Source organism: Rathayibacter sp. AY1H3 (genome assembly GCF_002932015.1).
In genome coordinates this window covers 1-15,784 of record NZ_PSUU01000059.1, presented here as the reverse complement: position 1 = coordinate 15,784, position 15,784 = coordinate 1, and the positions used below count along the sequence as shown (strand labels likewise).

The window sequence follows — 15,784 nt, the reverse complement described above, 5'->3', positions numbered from 1 at the left end:
CACCCCCGCGGGTCGTCAGCCCTTGGTGGCGCCGGCGAGGAGGCCGCGGACGAAGAACCTCTGGAGGGAGAAGAACACGATGAGCGGCACGATGATCGAGATGAACGCGCCGGCCGTGAGCAGCTCCCACGATTGGCCGTAGGAGCCGGTGAGGTCCTGCAGCGCCTTCGTGATCGGCAGCCCTTGTCCGGAGGTGAAGACCGTCGCGACCAGCAGGTCGTTCCAGACCCAGAGGAACTGGAAGATGCCGAAGGAGGCGATGGCGGGGACCGAGAGCGGGAGCACGATGCGGAAGAAGATCTGGCCGTGTCCGGCGCCGTCCACTCGTGCCGCTTCGATGACCTCGCCGGGGATCTCGGAGATGAAGTTGTGGAGCATGAAGATCGCGAGCGGGAGCGCGAAGATCGTGTGCGCGATCCACACCTTCGCGTAGGAGCCGTCCAACCCGTTCACCCCGAGGCCGGGGAGGATGTAGAGCCCTCCGATGCGCAGGCCGTCCGAGAACAGCTGCAGCAGCGGCACGAGCGCCATCTGGATGGGGACGATCTGGAGTGAGAACACGAGGACGAAGAGCGTGTTGCGGCCCTTGAAGTCGATCCAGGCGAACGCGTAGGCGGCGAGGCTGGCGATCGTGATCGGGATCAGCGCCGCCGGCAGCGTGATGACCAGCGAGTTCACGAACGCCTTGCCCAGGGTCAGGCTGTCGCCGGAGTTGAGCGCGTTCGCGTAGTTGTCGAGGGTGAAGCCGGGGTTGGCGAAGATCGTCCACCAGCCGGTCGTCTTGATGTCGTTCGCGGGGCGGAACGACGAGATGAACAGACCGAGGGTGGGGACGGTCCAGATGACGGCGATGATCAGCGCGGCGAGGGTGGCGCCGCGCGACGTCGTCGCCTTCTTCACCTTGCCGCTGGCCGCCTCGATCCTGGACTCGCCGCGGGCGAGCGCGCGCTCGGTGCTGCGGTCGACCGGAACCTGGATCGGAGTGGGCGTGACGCTCATCGGATCTCCCTCTGCTTGGCGAGCTGGCGGGCGTTGTAGACGACGATCGGGAGCACGAGCAGGAACAGGATGACCGCGAGGGCCGCGCTGTAGCCGCTGCGGGCGCCGAGCTGGAACTGGCGGACCATCTCGAACGCGAGGACCGTGGTGTCGGAGCGGCCGCCGGTCATCGCCGAGACGATGTCGAAGACCTTCAGCGACGCGATCGAGATCGTCGTGAGGACGACCACGATCGAGGAGCGGATGCCGGGGACGGTGACGTTCCAGAAGGACTGCCACGCGCTGGTGCCGTCGAGCGAGGCCGCTTCGAGCTGCTCGGAGGGGACGCCCTTGATGGCGGCGGAGAGCACCGTCATGGCGAATCCGGCCTGGGTCCAGATGAGGACGACGACGAGGAACAGCGTGTTCCACGGCTCGAGTCCCAGCCAGTCGACCGGCGGGGCGCCGAAGGCGGTGAGGATGCCGTTGAGGAGGCCGATCTGCTCGCCCTGGCGCACGTCGTAGAAGAACTTGAAGATGATCGACGCGCCGACGAACGAGATCGCCATCGGCATGAAGACCAGCAGCTTGAAGAACTTCTCGCCGCGGCTCTTGTCGATGAAGACCGCGTAGGCGAGACCGATCGCGGTCGCCGTGATGGGGGCCAGGAGCACCCAGACCACCGTGTTCAGGAAGGCGGTGATGCCGTCGGGGCTGGTGAAGACCCAGACGAAGTTGTCGATGCCGGCGAATCCGGAGCCGTCGTTCTTCATGAACGCGTTGATGGCCGTCGTGATCGTCGGGTAGATCAGGCCGATGAGGATGAAGAAGGCGGCCGGTGCCATGAACGCGATGAGCTGGAGTCCGTAGCCCGCGCCTTTGCGGGACCGGAAGTCGAGCAGGAACAGCGCGCCGCCGATGACGGCGGCCACCACCGCGACCCAGAGGACGGAGTTGTAGAGGCCGAAGACCAGCAGGAGGACGACCGGCAGGACGACCGTGACCGCGAGCCGGAGGACCGTGTAGCCGGTGCCGCGGCGGGGCGCGATCTCGACGAAGAAGAGGATGAGCGCCACCACGGCCGCGAAGGCCAGGAGGATGAGCGGGATCTGCGCGAGCGGCGGGATTCCCGCCAGCCATTGGAAGAACCCCGAGATGGTGATGGGGGACATGGACGCCCTTTCGAGTGCGACTCTGGACTCAGGAGGGGCCCGGCCCCGGGATCCGTGGATCCGGGGGCCGGGCCGTCACAGCTGAGCCGCCACTCGGGAGCGGCGGCTCTGCTCCGCTGCTAGGAGGTGTAGCCGGCCTGGATCTCCTCGAGCGCCTGGTCGGTGCTCGTGCCGTCGATCCAGTCGACCATGCCCTTGAAGAAGCTGTCCGAGCCCACTGCCTTCGGCATGAGGTCGGACGCGTCGAAGCGGAACGTGGTGTCCGGGTTCTGGAGGATCGCGATGGAGTCCTTCAGGACGTCGCTGCCCGCGTTGGCCGGGTCGAGACCGGTGTTCGCGGAGATGACGCCGCCGAGGGAGACGCGGCTGTTGGCCCAGTCGGCGCTGGCCAGGTACTCCTGGACCTTCGCGGTGTCCTCGTCGTTCGAGAACGCGGCGACCATCTCGCCACCACCGGTGACGGCCTGGGCGTCGTCGGCCTTGACCGGCGGGGTGAGGAAGGCCCACACGTCGCCGTCCTCGGCCACGTTGGCGCCGGCCGAGGTCAGGAAGCCCTCGAAGAACGAGGCCTGGTGGGTCAGCGCGCAGGTGCCGTTCGCCATGTTCTGGGCGACGTCGCCGAAGGCGGTGGAGTTGATCGACTTCACATCGCCGTAGCCGGCGTTGACGAGGGTCGGGTCGAGGAGGATCGATCCGACGGAGTCGAACGCGGACTTGATGGCCGGGTCGGTGAAGGGGGTGTCGCCCGCGACCCAGGAGTCGTAGACGTCGGGGCCGGCCTCGCGGAGGACGGCGTCCTCGATCCAGTCGGTTCCGGGCCAGCCGGAGGCCTCACCGGAGTTGAAGCCCGCGCACCAGGACGGTCCGCCGGTCTTCTCGGCGATCGTCTTGCCGAGCGCCTCCATCTCGTCCCACGTCGTGGGAACGGAGACGCCCCACTCCTTGAACTTGGCCGGGGAGTACCAGATGTAGCCCTTGACGGACGCCATCAGCGGCGCGCCGTACTGGGTGCCGTCGACCTGGCCGTACTTCTGCCAGTCCTCGGACCAGTTCTGCTTGACGTTGGCGAGGGCGCCCTCGGGGAGCTCCTGCACCTTGCCGGAGGCGACGGTGTCGGCGAGCAGACCCGGCTGCGGGAAGATCGCGAGGTCGGGGGTGTCGCCACCCTGGACCTTGATGCCGATCTGCTTCTCGAACTCCTTGTCGCCCGTGTACTTGATCTCGATGCCGCTCTCCTTCTCCCAGTCCGCCCAGGACTGCTCGAGAAGGGTGGCCTCGTCGCCGTTGATGGTGCCGTAGACGTTGACGACGCCGTCGGCGGTGCCGACCGTGCCGGCCGAGCTGCCGCCGCCGGCGTTCGGGTCGTTGGGGTCACTGCTGCTGGAGCAGCCCGCGAGTGCGATGCCGGCCGCTGCCAGAACGGCGACCGGGACGGTGATACGGCGGTGCAGGGATGACCGCATTCTTCCTCCTCATTGAGTGGTGGAACCAGCCGAGCAGGCCGCTCCTCGCCGATCGGGATCGGGAGGCTGTGGCGGCTCGAAGCGTGTGCCGCGACGACTCGGATGCTGGTGATGGCGATGCCAGGAGGAACTCCGAGCGGATCACCGGATTCGTGTGGGTGGGCTCCCACGGAGGGAAACCTTTCCACAAGAACGATGAAAGCACAACGCCGGTGATAGAGCGCTCTCTGAGATAACGATTCGGCGTCAGAACAGCGATCGCGGCGGCCGGGCCGGGCGGAGGTCGATCTCGGCGCGACGCCCGGCCGCCGGGCGGGGTATAACTTCCTGGAACCGTTTCCAGCATCGAGGCCGGACGGTCGGGAGGAACGCCGTGCCAGGCATCGAAGAGGTGGCCGAGCTCGCAGGAGTGTCGAAGGCGACGGTCTCGCGCGCGCTCAGCGGCCGGGGCTACGTCTCCGCGGGGACGAAGCAGCGCGTCGAGCGCGCCGCGACGAGCCTGGGCTACGTCGTCTCCGCCAACGCCTCCAGCCTCGTCACCGGCCGCAGCAACAACATCGCCGTGATCATCCCGATCATCAACCAGTGGTTCTTCGCCGGGATCATCGAGGGCATCGAGCGCGCCCTGCTCGCCGCCGGCTACGACCTGCTCCTCTACAACATCGACAAGCACCTCGACGCCCGCCGGAGCGTGTTCGAGTACTACCTCGTCCGCAAGCGCGTCGACGCGATCGTCGCCGTCACCCTCGAGATATCGCCGCACGAGACGGAGGCGCTCCTCGCCCTGGGCAAGCCCATCGTCGGCATCGGCGGCGAGCTCCCCGGCATCCCCACCTTCAGCATCGACGACGTCGCCGCCTCCCGCCTCGCCACGGAGCACCTGCTCTCCCTCGGCCATGAGCGGGTCGTCCACATCGGCGGGCTCGCGGAGGAGGAGATGGACTTCCACGTCCACACGCAGCGCCGCGACGGCTTCCGCCAGGCGCTCGCCGCCGCCGGCCTCGAGCCGGGCGCGCAGGACATCGTGCCCACCACCTTCGACATCCCCGGCGGGCACAGCGCCGGACGGCAGGTCCTCGGCGACCCGCGGACCCGGCCGACGGCGATCTTCGCCGCCTCCGACGAGATCGCGATCGGGATCATCCTCGCGGCGCGCGAGCTCGGCCTCTCGGTGCCCGAGGACGTCTCCGTCATCGGGATCGACGACCACCCCCTCGCCGAGCTCTTCGGTCTCAGCTCGATCCGCCAGGACCCGCGTCAGCAGGGCGAGCTCGCGGTCGCGCTGGTGCTGGACGCGCTGGCCGCCCTCGGTCGCGGCGAGCCCCCTCCCCCGGCCCGCCACACGCTGATCCCCGCCTCGCTGGTGATCCGCACCAGCACCTCGGCGCCGCGGGGAGCGAGAATCGGAGCATGAGCGACTCCGACACCCCCACCGTCCGCGACGTCCCCGAGCGGTCCCGCTTCGTGATCGAGGTCGGCGGCACCCCGGCCGGCTTCGCCGCGTACACCCGCCAGGGCGACGAGGTGACGCTCACCCACACCGTCGTCGACGACGCGTGGGAGGGCCACGGCCTCGGGAGCATCCTCGCGCGGGCCGCGGTCACCGCGATCACGGAGGCGGGCGGCACGGTCGTCCCGCGCTGCCCCTTCGTCGCGGCCTGGCTGCGCAAGCACCCGGACGTCGACGCCCGGGTCCGCTGGCCCGAGGACTGACTCACTCCGGGGGCGTCCTGCTCCCGATCTCCTGGAGCGCCCAGGTGTTGCCGTCCGGATCGGCGAAGTACGCGTACTGCACGCCGCCCAGGTCCTGGACCTCGCTGATCTCGAGCGAGCGGCCGACGAGCTCCGCGCGAGCGGCGGGGATGTCGTCGACGACGAGGTGGAGGGAGCGGACGACGCCCTCCTCCGGACCGGGGCCCATCCCGCTGCCGACCACGATCGAGCAGGCCGAGCCGGGCGGGGTGAGCTGGACCACGCGCATCGCGGCGGAGGGCCGCACGTCGTGGTCGAGGTGGAAGCCCATCACCTCCGTGTAGAAGGCGACCGCGCGGTCGACGTCGCTGACGGGGAGGGGGACGAGCTCGAGTCGCATCTGCACGCGACCAGTGTGCCGCGCGGCGGAACCGTGCGGGAGGGGGTCAGTCGCGCGGGCCGACGACGAGGCGCTCGTGCATGATCTCGACGGCGCGCTCGAGGACGCGGCGGTCCTCCGGAGTCAGATCGGCGAAGATCGGCGTCAGCGCGTCGCCGAGGTCGGTCCGCCAGGCGTTCAGCGCGTCCGCGCCGGCGGGAGCCAGGCGGATCTGCCAGGCGCGCGCGTCGAGGGGATCGGCGATGCGGTCGAGCCAGCCGGTCTCGACGAGGTTCTTCACGATCTTGGTCATCGTGGGCTGCGAGACGCGGCTCTGGGAGGCGAGCTCCCCCAGGCGCATCGGGCCCATCGAGAGGAGCACCGAGAGCGTGCGCCAGACGGCCTGCGACTCCTGGTTGCCGGTCGCCTGGGCGGCGAGGCGGGTGATCCGGTGCGTCACCGAGACGAAGTCGCTCAGGAGCTCGCTGAGCGAGACCTCGCTGGGCGGGACGTCGCGGGCGGGGAGCCCGGCGAGCAGATCGTGAGCAGTCACGCTCCGATCCTAGGGGCGCGCGCCGCCAACGGCCGGGAACGACGAAGGGCGCCGCCTCCGAGGAGACGACGCCCTGCGTCTGCAGGCGTGCCTGCGTCACCCTGACGAGCGACCGACCGGAGCCGGCACCCGCGACGGGTGAAGGGGATTACTTGACGGTGACGGTCGCGCCGGCGCCCTCGAGCTGAGCCTTGGCCTTCTCGGCGGTCTCCTTGTTGACGGCCTCGAGGACCGCCTTGGGGGCACCGTCGACGAGCGCCTTCGCCTCACCGAGGCCGAGGCTGGTGAGGGCGCGCACCTCCTTGATGACCTGGATCTTCTTCTCGCCGGCGGCCTCGAGCACGACGTCGAACTCGGTCTGCTCCTCGACCTCTTCGGCGGGGGCGGCCGGGCCGGCCACACCGGCGGCGGCGACGGGCGCCGCAGCGGTGACCTCGAAGACCTCTTCGAACTTCTTGACGAACTCCGAGAGCTCGATGAGCGTGAGCTCCTTGAAGGCCTCGATGAGCTCGTCCTGCGTGAGCTTTGCCATGATTTTTCTCCTTGTTTTTCTTTGTCTACGAACCGCGCGCGCACTGCTTCCCGGAAGGGGAAGACGTCAGCTCGCGGACTCCTGCTTCTCGCGCAGCGCCTCGACCGTGCGAACGGCCTTCGAGAGCGGAGCGTTGAACAGATATGCGGCGCCGAACAGCGAGGCCTTGAAGGCGCCGGCGAGCTTGCCGAGCAGAACTTCGCGGGACTCGAGGTCGGCGAGCTTGCCCACCTCTTCTGCGGTCAGCGGGTTACCGTCGAAGTAACCGCCCTTGACCACGAGGAGAGGGTTTGCCTTGGCGAAGGCACGCAGCGACTTCGCGACGGCGACAGGGTCGCCGTGCACGAACGCGATGGCCGAGGGGCCAGCGAGCTCGTCGTCGAAGGACGAGATACCGGCGTTGTTCGCCGCGATCTTGGTCAGCGTGTTCTTCACCACGGCGTAGGTTGCGTGCTCACTGATGTCCTTGCGCAGCGTCTTGAGCTGAGCAACAGTGAGACCGCGGTACTCGGTCAGCAGAACGGCCGTCGAGCTCTGGAACTTCTCCGTGAGTTCGGCAACCGAGGCTTCCTTGTTCGCCATGGCTACTCCTGTGAATTCTCGTGCCGGTAGCCCGAAGGCAGGCAAAGAAAAAAGCTCCGGCACAGGGGCGCGGAGCTTCGGGATCGCGGTGAGGCGGAACTGAACTCGTGCACCTGCGCGGGCAATTCGCTTCGCGAATCCTTCGTCCGGTGGCGATCCGCGGGGCCGGGGCCCTGCTCGTGCGCACACCGGAAACCGGCGGTCTTTGGCTTCGGGAAGCGTACGTCATCGCGGCGCGCGGGCGCAAGTCGAGGAGGAGGGTCCTCGCGCGGGATGCTGGAGGCATGACCGGCCCGACCCCCGACTCCGCCCGCGACGTCGACTCCGCGATCGCCTCGGTGGAGGGCGAGCTCAGCACCCTCTTCAACCGTGTGCGGGCGGCGATGCGCTCCTACGCCGAGCGTCTCCACCCGGAGCTGACGCCACTGGGCTACAAGACGATCTCGGCGCTCGAGCGCCGCGGACCCGTGCACTCGGGCGTGCTGGCCGAGCTCCTCGAGATGGACAAGTCGGCGCTCAGCCGCCAGATCACGGCGCTCGACCGCCTCGGCTTCCTCGAGCGCACCCCCGACCCGCAGGACGGCCGCGCCACGATCCTCTCGGTGACTCCGGCGACCGCCGCGCGGCTGCGCGAGATCCGCAGCTCGAACCAGGCGCTGATGCACGAGGAGCTGCGCAGCTGGGCGCTCGCCGACGTCGAGCTCTTCGCCTCTCTCCTGCACAGGATCAACGACCTCGACATCTGACGCTTAGCACCCCGTCCGTTCGGGGACAATCGCCGGACGCCGCCCGCTCGACTGCGTAGTTTCGGAGGCGATGGACCAGCACTCCTCCTCTCTCCTCCCCCACGACGTCGACGGCGCGCTCGGCTTCGCGCGCGGTCTGAGCGCCGACGCGCCCCGGCCCGGCACCGGTCGCACCGCCGAGCTGCACGGTCTCCTCGAGCGCCTGGCTCGGCACGACCTCGGCGTCGCGCGCGCGGTGGAGCCGCACCTCGACGCTCTCGCGATCCTCGGCGAGGCGGAGCTCGACCCGTCCGGACTCGGAGTCGCCGCCGACGCCGCCTGGGGGGTCTTCGCGGCCGAGGGCGGCGGGGATCCTCTGGTCGCGCGCGAGAGCGACGGCGACTGGCTGCTCGACGGAGTGAAGCCCTGGTGCTCGCTGGCCGACCGCCTCGACGCCGCCCTCGTCACCGCCCACGTCGGGGACGCCTCCGGCGAGCGCCGCCTCTTCGCCGTGGCGCTGCGCGACGGGACGGCGACGCCGGAGCAGGACGCCTGGCACGCGCGGGGCCTGACGGAGGTGCCCAGCGGACCGGTCCGCTTCTCCGGCACCCGCGCCGTCCCCGTGGGGGACGCCGGCTGGTACCTCTCGCGGCCCGGCTTCGCCTGGGGCGGCATCGGCGTCGCCGCCTGCTGGCACGGCGGAGCCCTCGGAGTCGCGGCTGCCGTCGCGGCAGCGGCAGCCCGACGCGAGGACCCGCACCTCCTGGCCCACCTCGGAGCGATCGACACGGCGCTCTCCGCGTCGCGCCGGGCGCTGGACGAGGCCGCCGCGGCGGTCGACGCGGGCGAGGCCGACGGCCCCCGCGGCTCACTGCTCGCCAAGCGCGTGCGGGCGAGCGTCGCCGGAGCGGTCGAGGAGATCCTGCTCCGCGCCGGCCGCGCGCTCGGCCCGGCTCCGCTCGCCCTCGACGCCGAGCACGCCAAGCGCGTCGCCGACCTCGCGCTCTACGTCCGCCAGCACCACGCCGAGCGCGACGACGCCGCTCTCGGCCGCGCCGTGCTCGCCTCGGGCGAGGCGGCCTCCTGGTGAGCCGGCCCTTCGACGGGCGCCTCGAGGGCACTCCTCTCGAGCGCTGGACCGCGGACGGCCGCCGCGACCGCCTCCCGGAGCTGACCCTGCCCGACGGGATCCGGCGCGTCCTGGTGGTCGTGGCGCACGCCGACGACGAGACCCTCGGCTGCGGCGGCACCATCGCGCTCGCGCGTCGGCGCGGGATCGCGGTCGACGTCGTCGTCGTGACCGACGGAGCCGCGGCCCATGGGGAGCGGGACGCGGACCTCGCTGCCGAGCGCCGGCGGGAGGCCTCGGACGCACTGGCGGAGCTCGGCCCCGGCATCGGGCTCGCCTTCCTCGACGTGCCGGACTCGGCGACCCCGGAGCACCACGAGCGCATCGCACGCGAGGTGCGCGAGCGGGCGGCCGGCGCCCCCGGGACCGTCCTGCTCCTCTCCACCTGGACCGGGGACGGGCACCGGGACCACCGCGTGGTCGGCGAGATCTGCGCGGAGGTCGCGCGCGAGCTCGGGCAGCCGCTGCTCGCCGCGCCGATCTGGCTGTGGCACTGGGCGGTCCCGGAGGACCCCGAGGTGCCGTGGGGCGACCTCGTGCGCCTGCCGCTCGACGACGAGCTGCTCGAGCGCACCCGCCGTGCCCGCTCCCGCTATCCCAGCCAGACCCGCCCCGGGCCCGACGGGACCGGTCCGGTGCTCCATCCGCTCTTCCTGCGCACCTTCACCGGGGACGACCGGCTGGTGAGGATCGCATGAGCTACTTCGACGAGCTGTACGCCCGCCACGAGGACCCGTGGGGGTACACGAGCCGCTGGTACGAGCAGCGCAAGCGCGCCCTGACCCTCGCGAGCCTGCCGGAGCAGCGCTACGGCTCCGTGCTGGAGATCGGCGCCTCGATCGGCGTGCTGGCCGAGGCGCTGGCCGACCGGGCCGACCGCCTGCTGGCGATCGACGTGTCGAGCGCCGCCGTCGAGCGCGCCGCCCGCCGCCTCGCTCCGCTCGAGCACGTGCGGGTCGAGCACCACGACATCACCCGCGGCGTGCCGGAGGGTCCGTTCGACCTGGTCGTGCTCTCGGAGGTCGGCTACTACCTCGGCGACGCCCTCCCCGGCGTGCTGCGCACCATCCGCGACGCCCTCGCCCCCGCGGGGGAGCTCGTCACCGTGCACTGGCGGCATCCGATCGAGGGGCTCGCTCTGGACGGCGACGCCGTGCAGTCCGCCGTGGCGGAGCTGGGCCTGCACCGCCTCGCCCGCCACGAGGAGGAGGACGTCCTGCTCGAGGTCCACGCCCGCGACTCCCGCTCGGTCGCCCGCCGGACGGGGCTGGTGTGAGCCGGCTCGCGCAGGTGCTGGTCGTCGTCCCGGCCCTCGACGAGGAGGAGCGGATCGGCGGCCTGATCGCCTCCGTCCGGGCGAGCGCGACCCACCTCGCCCATCGGGCGCCCGGAATCGGGATGCGCCTCGTGGTCGCCGCGGACGGCTGCTCCGACGCGACCGTCGAGCGGGCCCGTGCCGCCGGCGCCGAGGTGCTGGAGCTCGCCCGCTGCGGAGTCGGCGCCGCCCGCTCCGCCGGGATCGCGCACGCCCTCTCCTCCGTCGCTGCTCCGCTCGAGCAGGTGTGGATCGCCAACACCGACGCCGACACCGTGGTCCCCCGCGACTGGCTGGCCGCCCACGTCGAGCACTCCCGACGGCACGACGCGCTGCTCGGCACGGTCCGGCCCGACCCGGCCGACCTCTCCCCCGGTGCCTACTCGCGCTGGCGAGACGTCCGCGCGCGGGAGGAGTCGATCGGCAGCATCCACGGCGCGAACCTCGGCGTCCGCGCGAGCGCATACCTCGCGGCGGGCGGCTTCGGCCGGGAGCCGCTGCACGAGGACGTCCTGCTCGTCGAGCGGCTGCGCGCGAGCGGCGCCCGGGTCGGAGCGACGGACCGCGGCGAGGTGGTCACCTCCGGCCGCCGCGACAACCGGGTCGAGGGCGGCTACGGCCACTACCTCCACGCTCGCTTCCCGTCCGAGACGTCTCCGGCCTGCGGCTGAACCGGGTACACGCGCACGCGGAACACGATGCGAGGGGTCCCTGTCAATGGTCGGGCCGTGGTTTGTCATGGATTGCGCAGGAGAGTCAAATGGGTGTCGAGCACGACCCGGTGCTCTCCGATGGAAGGGTCACCGCATGAATCCCCGCCTCGTCCTGCTGGCACTGGTCGCCTTCACCGCCTACGTGTTCGGCTCCCGCGCCGGCCGCGGCCGCTACGAAGAGCTGCGCCACCTCGCACTCGGCGTGTGGAACGACCCGGCCACGAAGAAGACCCGCAAGAAGCTCAAGAAGACCTCCAAGCGCGAGGCCAAGCAGCTCACCGCCATCGCGAGCAAGGCCCGCGACAAGGTGCAGCGCCGCCTCCGCTGACCCCCGCTTCCACGACTCACAGGACACCGGCCCGCCGGTGTCTCCGCTCGCATCGGAACGGCCGATCGAGCACGAACTGAAGGAGAAACCTCATGGGCATCATCAGCTGGATCATCCTCGGCCTCATCGCCGGGGCGCTCGCCAAGCTCATCCTCCCGGGCAAGCAGGGCGGCGGATGGATCATCACGATCGTCCTCGGCATCGTGGGCGCGCTGCTCGGCGGCTTCCTCAGCACGCTGTTCGGCATCCAGGACGCCGTCAACGGCATCAACATCGTGAGCATCATCGTCTCCGTCGTCGGTGCGATCGTCGTCCTCCTCATCTACGGCGCGATCGTCGGCCGCAAGTCCCGCGCGTAAGTCGCGCTCCCCGAAGGCCCCCGGCATCCGTGCCGGGGGCCTTCGGCGTTCCCGGAGCGGGCGCACCTCTGCTCAGGGGATCCGACTCCTCCTCCGCGGGGAAGCTGGATGTCCGCCGAGCGCGCAAGGGGTTGATGCTGAGAGCCGCAGGCGATGGACTGGAGGCACGACGGCGCGGCTCCACTGCGCCTTCGCCCCGACGAAAGGACGTACTCGCTCATGAGCGACGACACCGCAACGGTCCCCACGATCACCCTGAACAACGGCGTGGAGATCCCGCAGCTGGGCTTCGGCGTGTTCCAGATCGACCCGGCCGAGACCAAGGACGCGACCCTGGCGGCCCTCGAGGTCGGCTACCGCCACATCGACACCGCCGAGATGTACGGCAACGAGGCGGGCGTCGGCGAGGCCGTCCGCGCCTCCGGCCTCGACCGCTCCGAGGTCTTCGTGACCAGCAAGCTCAACAACGGCTTCCACGCCCGCGAGGACGCTCTCGCCGCGATCGACGTCACCCTCGGCGAGCTGCAGTTCGACTACGTCGACCTCTTCCTCATCCACTGGCCGCTCCCGAACGTGGGCGACTACCTGGAGACCTGGAAGGCGATGGAGGAGATCTACCGCAGCGGCAAGGCGAAGGCGATCGGCGTCTCCAACTTCCAGACCAACCACCTCAACCGGCTCCGCGCCGAGGCGACCATCGTCCCGGCCGTGAACCAGATCGAGGTGCACCCCTACCTCGTGCAGCAGGAGCTCCGCGCCTACGGCACCGAGCACGGCATCGCGACCGAGGCCTGGTCGCCGATCGCGCAGGGCCTCGTCCTCGACGACGACACCATCACCCGCATCGCGCGCAACGTCGACCGCAGCCCGGCGCAGGTCGTGCTCCGCTGGCACATCCAGCGCGGCGACATCGTCTTCCCGAAGTCGGTCACCCGCAAGCGCGTGGAGGAGAACTTCGCCCTCTTCGACTTCGAGCTCGACGACGAGGCGATGACCGACATCACGGCGCTCGACCGCGGCCACCGCACCGGCCCCGACCCCGACACCTTCAACTACATCCCGAGCTGATCCTCGGCTCCACGGAGCGCGCCCGGCCTGCAGTCGTCCTGCGGACCGGGCGCGCTCGTGCGTGGGGCGGCGAGCCGAGCCGCGCACGAACGGGGCGGGTCTCGAGACGCCGCGCTGCCGCTCCTCGACCGGCACGGTCACGGGCCGACCGCACCCCTGCTGATCGAGGAGCGGGCGTAGCCCGCGCATCGGGATCCACCCCACCGACGAACAGCGCGGATCCCGATGCGCCGGGCCCGCGGGTCAGCCCTGCTGCGAGTCGCGCCAGGAGTGCTCGGGGGCGTAGCCGAGGACCTCGCGGGCGTGGTCGATCGAGAGCAGGGTGCCGGTTGTCCCGAGGTCGCCGCGCAGCTCGACGCCGGGGAACACCTCGGCCACCAGCTCGGCGTTGGGGCGCGTCATCACGGTGTCGGCCGCGGCGATGATGAAGCGGTCGAACCCGGTCGTCTCGGCGAGCAGCGCCTTCTCGACCGCCTGCGCTCCATCGCGTCCGTCGATGTAGCCCCAGAGGTTCCACTTGCGCAGCAGCGCGTCGGAGTCGAACGACGGGAACTCGGCGTAGTCGGCCTCGTCCATGACGTTCGAGAAGCGCAGGCCCGTGATCTTCAGGTCCGGGTGCCAGCGGCACAGCTCGATCGCCATCTGCTCCTCGAGGTGCTTGGTGAGCGAGTAGACCGACTCCGGGCGCGCCGGGTACTGCTCGTCGACCGGGATGTAGGGCGGCGGGACGTCGAAGGGCAGGCCCAGCACGGTCTCGCTGGAGGCGTAGACGACGTTGCGGATGCCGGCACGGATCGCTCCGTGGAACGCGTTGAACGTCGCGATCATGTTGTTGTGGAACGTGGCGACGTCGGGCACGAGGCCCGGCGCGGGGATCGCGGCGAGGTGCACGAGCGCGTCGATGCCCTCGTACTGGTCGTTCACCGACTGCAGCGCGTCCACGACCTGGCCGTAGTCGGCGATGTCGATGCGGACGAAGCCCGCGCCGCGGTCCCCCGCACGGTCCAGATTGAAGACCTCGTGCCCGGAGGCGCGGAGGCGGGTGACGACGTGGCGGCCGAGCTTGCCGGATCCACCGGTGACTGCGATTCTCATGCTCGAACGCTAACGGGCCTGAGCGACGAGGGACGAGGGTTGCGGATCAGCTCCGGGCATGGAGCGAGATCGCGCCGCCGACCTCGGGCGTCGTCTCGTCGGCGACGAGCTCCGTCCAGCGGCGGAGCACGGCGGCGCCGGCCGCGTCGTTCACGGCTCCGTCGACGACGAGGACCGGGTAGGGCTTCTCGGGCACGCCCTCTGCGGGCCGCACGTCGACGTGGGCGACGTCGTAGGCGTGCTCGAACAGCCAGTCGGCCATCGCGTAGTCGCTCCGGGAGTCGCCGACCGTGCGCCAGCGCTGCGGGATCGCGCCGGTCGCTCCGAGCAGCTCCACGGCGCGCTGGGCGCCGAGGTCCTTGCCGAGCCGGTTCGACTCGATGTCGGTCGAGATGACGGTCGGGTCGATGCGGAAGTCGACCGTCCCCTCCTCGTTCGGGTACCGGATGCCGCGGCGCTCGACTCCGAGGCCCGCGGCGGTCATGATCTGCAGGGCGTCGGCGTCGAAGACGAGCTGGCGCTCGAGGTAGTCCTCGCTCGGCAGGTCGACCAGCTGCTCGGCCGAGACCATGGCGCGCTTGGTCTCGTCGAAGAAGACCAGGTCGTCGTAGTCGGAGCGGATCATCCGCTCGAGGTCGCGGGCCACCGGCTCGGGGATCGCGAGCGACTCGTCGACGATCGGCTCCGAGGTGCCGCGGTAGTCGACGGTGAACCAGACGGCGCCCTTCTCGCAGACGCAGACGATGCGGGCCTCGGCCGAGACGCCGCGCTCGAGGAGCGCGGGCAGGACCCGCTCGCGCAGGAACGCGTCGGAGCGGCCCGTGTTGAACACGATCGGGATGCCGGCGTTGGCCAGGGTGACGAGGTCGTCGGCGATCTCGGGGATCGAGATCGTGCGCGTGACGGGGCTCGCGATGGGCCCGTCGACGTCGAGGAGCAGGCCGAGCGGAGGGGGTGTGGAGGTCATCGTGTCCCATTCTGCCGTGCCGGGGCCGCTCGACGCCTCCGTGACCGCCTCCGCGCGGGCGGAGCGGTTCAGGAGGCGGGGACGACGAGGGTGCGCTGGGCGGTGGTGCCGTCGGGAGCGAGGACGGCGAGGGTGATCAGGGTCTCGGAGTCGCGGCAGTCGGCGGTGACGGCGGTGTAGCCGGACGCCGCGAGGTCGACGGGCTCGCCCGCGCTCGCGTCGGTGGTGCCGACGGCCAGGCGGGCGGTGGCGCCTCCGCTCGTCTCCCACGACAGGGCGAGCGGGACGGAGGCGGTGCGGTCGCCCTCGCAGTCGACGGAGGCGGGGGTGGAGGCGAAGGAGACGATCGCGGGAGGAGCGTCGGATCCGGTGCCCGGCTCGGTGCCGGACGGAGCGGCGGAGACCGTCGGTGCGGGGGCGGCGGCGCCGTCGGCCGCCTCCGCGGAGCCGGGAGCGGCGGACGTCGCCGGAGCGGTCCCGGACGGCGCCGAGGACGGGCCCGCGGACGCCGTGGCTGCGCCGGGCGCTCCCCCGCCGGCGGGCCGGACGAGCAGCACGATCGCGAGGACGACGGCGACGAGTCCGAGGGCGGCGAGGACGATCCCGGTGGTGCGGGCGGAGCGGGACGGCATCGGTCCTCCTGGTCGAGGGCCGGGACGACGACCAGCACCTGCGCGAGCCGGCTCACACCAGCCCCGTCCGGCGGGCGACCGAGCGGGAGTCGCGGGCGTGGA

At 71.1% G+C, this 15,784-nt stretch carries 20 protein-coding genes; 10 read left to right on the top strand and 10 right to left on the bottom strand.

Annotated features, from left to right (window positions below):
* Positions 1–15: 15 nt before the first annotated feature.
* The 3 genes from C5C33_RS16690 to C5C33_RS16680 form a co-directional block, all read right to left on the bottom strand.
* A complete protein-coding gene (locus C5C33_RS16690; RefSeq protein ID WP_104224339.1) occupies positions 16–999 on the bottom strand; it encodes a carbohydrate ABC transporter permease in 984 nt (327 codons plus the stop codon).
* A complete protein-coding gene (locus C5C33_RS16685) occupies positions 996–2,150 on the bottom strand; it encodes a carbohydrate ABC transporter permease (protein ID WP_181027270.1) in 1,155 nt (384 codons plus the stop codon). The genes C5C33_RS16690 and C5C33_RS16685 overlap by 4 nt, the downstream gene beginning before the upstream one ends.
* A 119-nt stretch (positions 2,151–2,269) precedes the next feature.
* Positions 2,270–3,613, bottom strand: a complete 1,344-nt coding sequence (locus C5C33_RS16680) for an ABC transporter substrate-binding protein (RefSeq protein ID WP_104227181.1) — start codon at positions 3,611–3,613, stop codon at positions 2,270–2,272.
* Positions 3,614–3,986: 373 nt separating this feature from the next.
* Between C5C33_RS16680 and C5C33_RS16675 the strand changes: the two genes are divergently transcribed.
* Entirely contained in the window at positions 3,987–5,027 is a 1,041-nt protein-coding gene (locus tag C5C33_RS16675; protein WP_104224337.1) for a LacI family DNA-binding transcriptional regulator, read from the top strand.
* On the top strand, positions 5,024–5,326 hold the full coding sequence (locus tag C5C33_RS16670; RefSeq protein ID WP_104224336.1) for a GNAT family N-acetyltransferase: 303 nt from the start codon (positions 5,024–5,026) through the stop codon (positions 5,324–5,326). The genes C5C33_RS16675 and C5C33_RS16670 overlap by 4 nt, the downstream gene beginning before the upstream one ends.
* A 1-nt stretch (position 5,327) precedes the next feature.
* On the opposite strand, the gene C5C33_RS16665 is transcribed toward C5C33_RS16670, so the two are convergent.
* The 4 genes from C5C33_RS16665 to rplJ form a co-directional block, all read right to left on the bottom strand.
* Positions 5,328–5,711, bottom strand: coding sequence for a VOC family protein (locus C5C33_RS16665; RefSeq protein WP_181136274.1), 384 nt, complete (start codon positions 5,709–5,711; stop codon positions 5,328–5,330).
* Positions 5,712–5,751: 40 nt separating this feature from the next.
* Positions 5,752–6,237 (bottom strand): MarR family winged helix-turn-helix transcriptional regulator, encoded by a 486-nt coding sequence (locus C5C33_RS16660; RefSeq protein WP_244229591.1) that lies wholly within the window; start codon positions 6,235–6,237, stop codon positions 5,752–5,754.
* A 148-nt stretch (positions 6,238–6,385) separates the two neighbouring features.
* On the bottom strand, positions 6,386–6,769 hold the full coding sequence (rplL, locus tag C5C33_RS16655) for a 50S ribosomal protein L7/L12 (RefSeq protein ID WP_104224335.1): 384 nt from the start codon (positions 6,767–6,769) through the stop codon (positions 6,386–6,388).
* 66 nt (positions 6,770–6,835) lie between these two features.
* Positions 6,836–7,351, bottom strand: a complete 516-nt coding sequence (gene rplJ / locus C5C33_RS16650; RefSeq protein ID WP_055791018.1) for a 50S ribosomal protein L10 — start codon at positions 7,349–7,351, stop codon at positions 6,836–6,838.
* A gap of 284 nt (positions 7,352–7,635) precedes the next feature.
* Here rplJ and C5C33_RS16645 point away from each other — a divergent pair, with 284 nt between their 5' ends.
* The 8 genes from C5C33_RS16645 (at position 7,636) to C5C33_RS16610 (ending at position 12,988) form a co-directional block, all read left to right on the top strand.
* Positions 7,636–8,097, top strand: a complete 462-nt coding sequence (locus C5C33_RS16645) for a MarR family winged helix-turn-helix transcriptional regulator (RefSeq protein ID WP_104224334.1) — start codon at positions 7,636–7,638, stop codon at positions 8,095–8,097.
* 70 nt (positions 8,098–8,167) lie between these two features.
* Positions 8,168–9,166, top strand: coding sequence for an acyl-CoA dehydrogenase (locus C5C33_RS16640; protein ID WP_219813281.1), 999 nt, complete (start codon positions 8,168–8,170; stop codon positions 9,164–9,166).
* Positions 9,163–9,903 carry a PIG-L deacetylase family protein gene (locus C5C33_RS16635; protein WP_181027272.1) on the top strand — a complete coding sequence of 247 codons (741 nt, stop codon included), beginning with the start codon at positions 9,163–9,165 and terminating at the stop codon, positions 9,901–9,903. Before C5C33_RS16640 ends, C5C33_RS16635 begins: the two co-directional genes overlap by 4 nt.
* Positions 9,900–10,481 carry a class I SAM-dependent methyltransferase gene (locus tag C5C33_RS16630; RefSeq protein ID WP_104234596.1) on the top strand — a complete coding sequence of 194 codons (582 nt, stop codon included), beginning with the start codon at positions 9,900–9,902 and terminating at the stop codon, positions 10,479–10,481. Before C5C33_RS16635 ends, C5C33_RS16630 begins: the two co-directional genes overlap by 4 nt.
* Positions 10,478–11,191, top strand: coding sequence for a glycosyltransferase family 2 protein (locus C5C33_RS16625; RefSeq protein WP_104234597.1), 714 nt, complete (start codon positions 10,478–10,480; stop codon positions 11,189–11,191). Before C5C33_RS16630 ends, C5C33_RS16625 begins: the two co-directional genes overlap by 4 nt.
* Before the next feature lie 136 nt (positions 11,192–11,327).
* A complete protein-coding gene (locus C5C33_RS16620; RefSeq protein ID WP_104227476.1) occupies positions 11,328–11,561 on the top strand; it encodes a hypothetical protein in 234 nt (77 codons plus the stop codon).
* 92 nt (positions 11,562–11,653) lie between these two features.
* Positions 11,654–11,920 carry a GlsB/YeaQ/YmgE family stress response membrane protein gene (locus C5C33_RS16615; protein ID WP_104224330.1) on the top strand — a complete coding sequence of 89 codons (267 nt, stop codon included), beginning with the start codon at positions 11,654–11,656 and terminating at the stop codon, positions 11,918–11,920.
* Positions 11,921–12,139: 219 nt separating this feature from the next.
* Entirely contained in the window at positions 12,140–12,988 is an 849-nt protein-coding gene (locus tag C5C33_RS16610; RefSeq protein WP_104248244.1) for an aldo/keto reductase, read from the top strand.
* A gap of 243 nt (positions 12,989–13,231) precedes the next feature.
* Here the strand turns inward: C5C33_RS16610 and C5C33_RS16605 are convergent, their stop codons facing one another.
* From C5C33_RS16605 to C5C33_RS16595, 3 genes are all read right to left on the bottom strand, one after another.
* A complete protein-coding gene (locus tag C5C33_RS16605; RefSeq protein ID WP_104227477.1) occupies positions 13,232–14,083 on the bottom strand; it encodes an NAD(P)-dependent oxidoreductase in 852 nt (283 codons plus the stop codon).
* Between the two features lie 46 nt (positions 14,084–14,129).
* Positions 14,130–15,050 carry a hypothetical protein gene (locus C5C33_RS16600; RefSeq protein WP_104234599.1) on the bottom strand — a complete coding sequence of 307 codons (921 nt, stop codon included), beginning with the start codon at positions 15,048–15,050 and terminating at the stop codon, positions 14,130–14,132.
* 68 nt (positions 15,051–15,118) lie between these two features.
* Positions 15,119–15,682 (bottom strand): hypothetical protein, encoded by a 564-nt coding sequence (locus tag C5C33_RS16595; RefSeq protein ID WP_104261657.1) that lies wholly within the window; start codon positions 15,680–15,682, stop codon positions 15,119–15,121.
* Between the last annotated feature and the right edge of the window lie 102 nt (positions 15,683–15,784).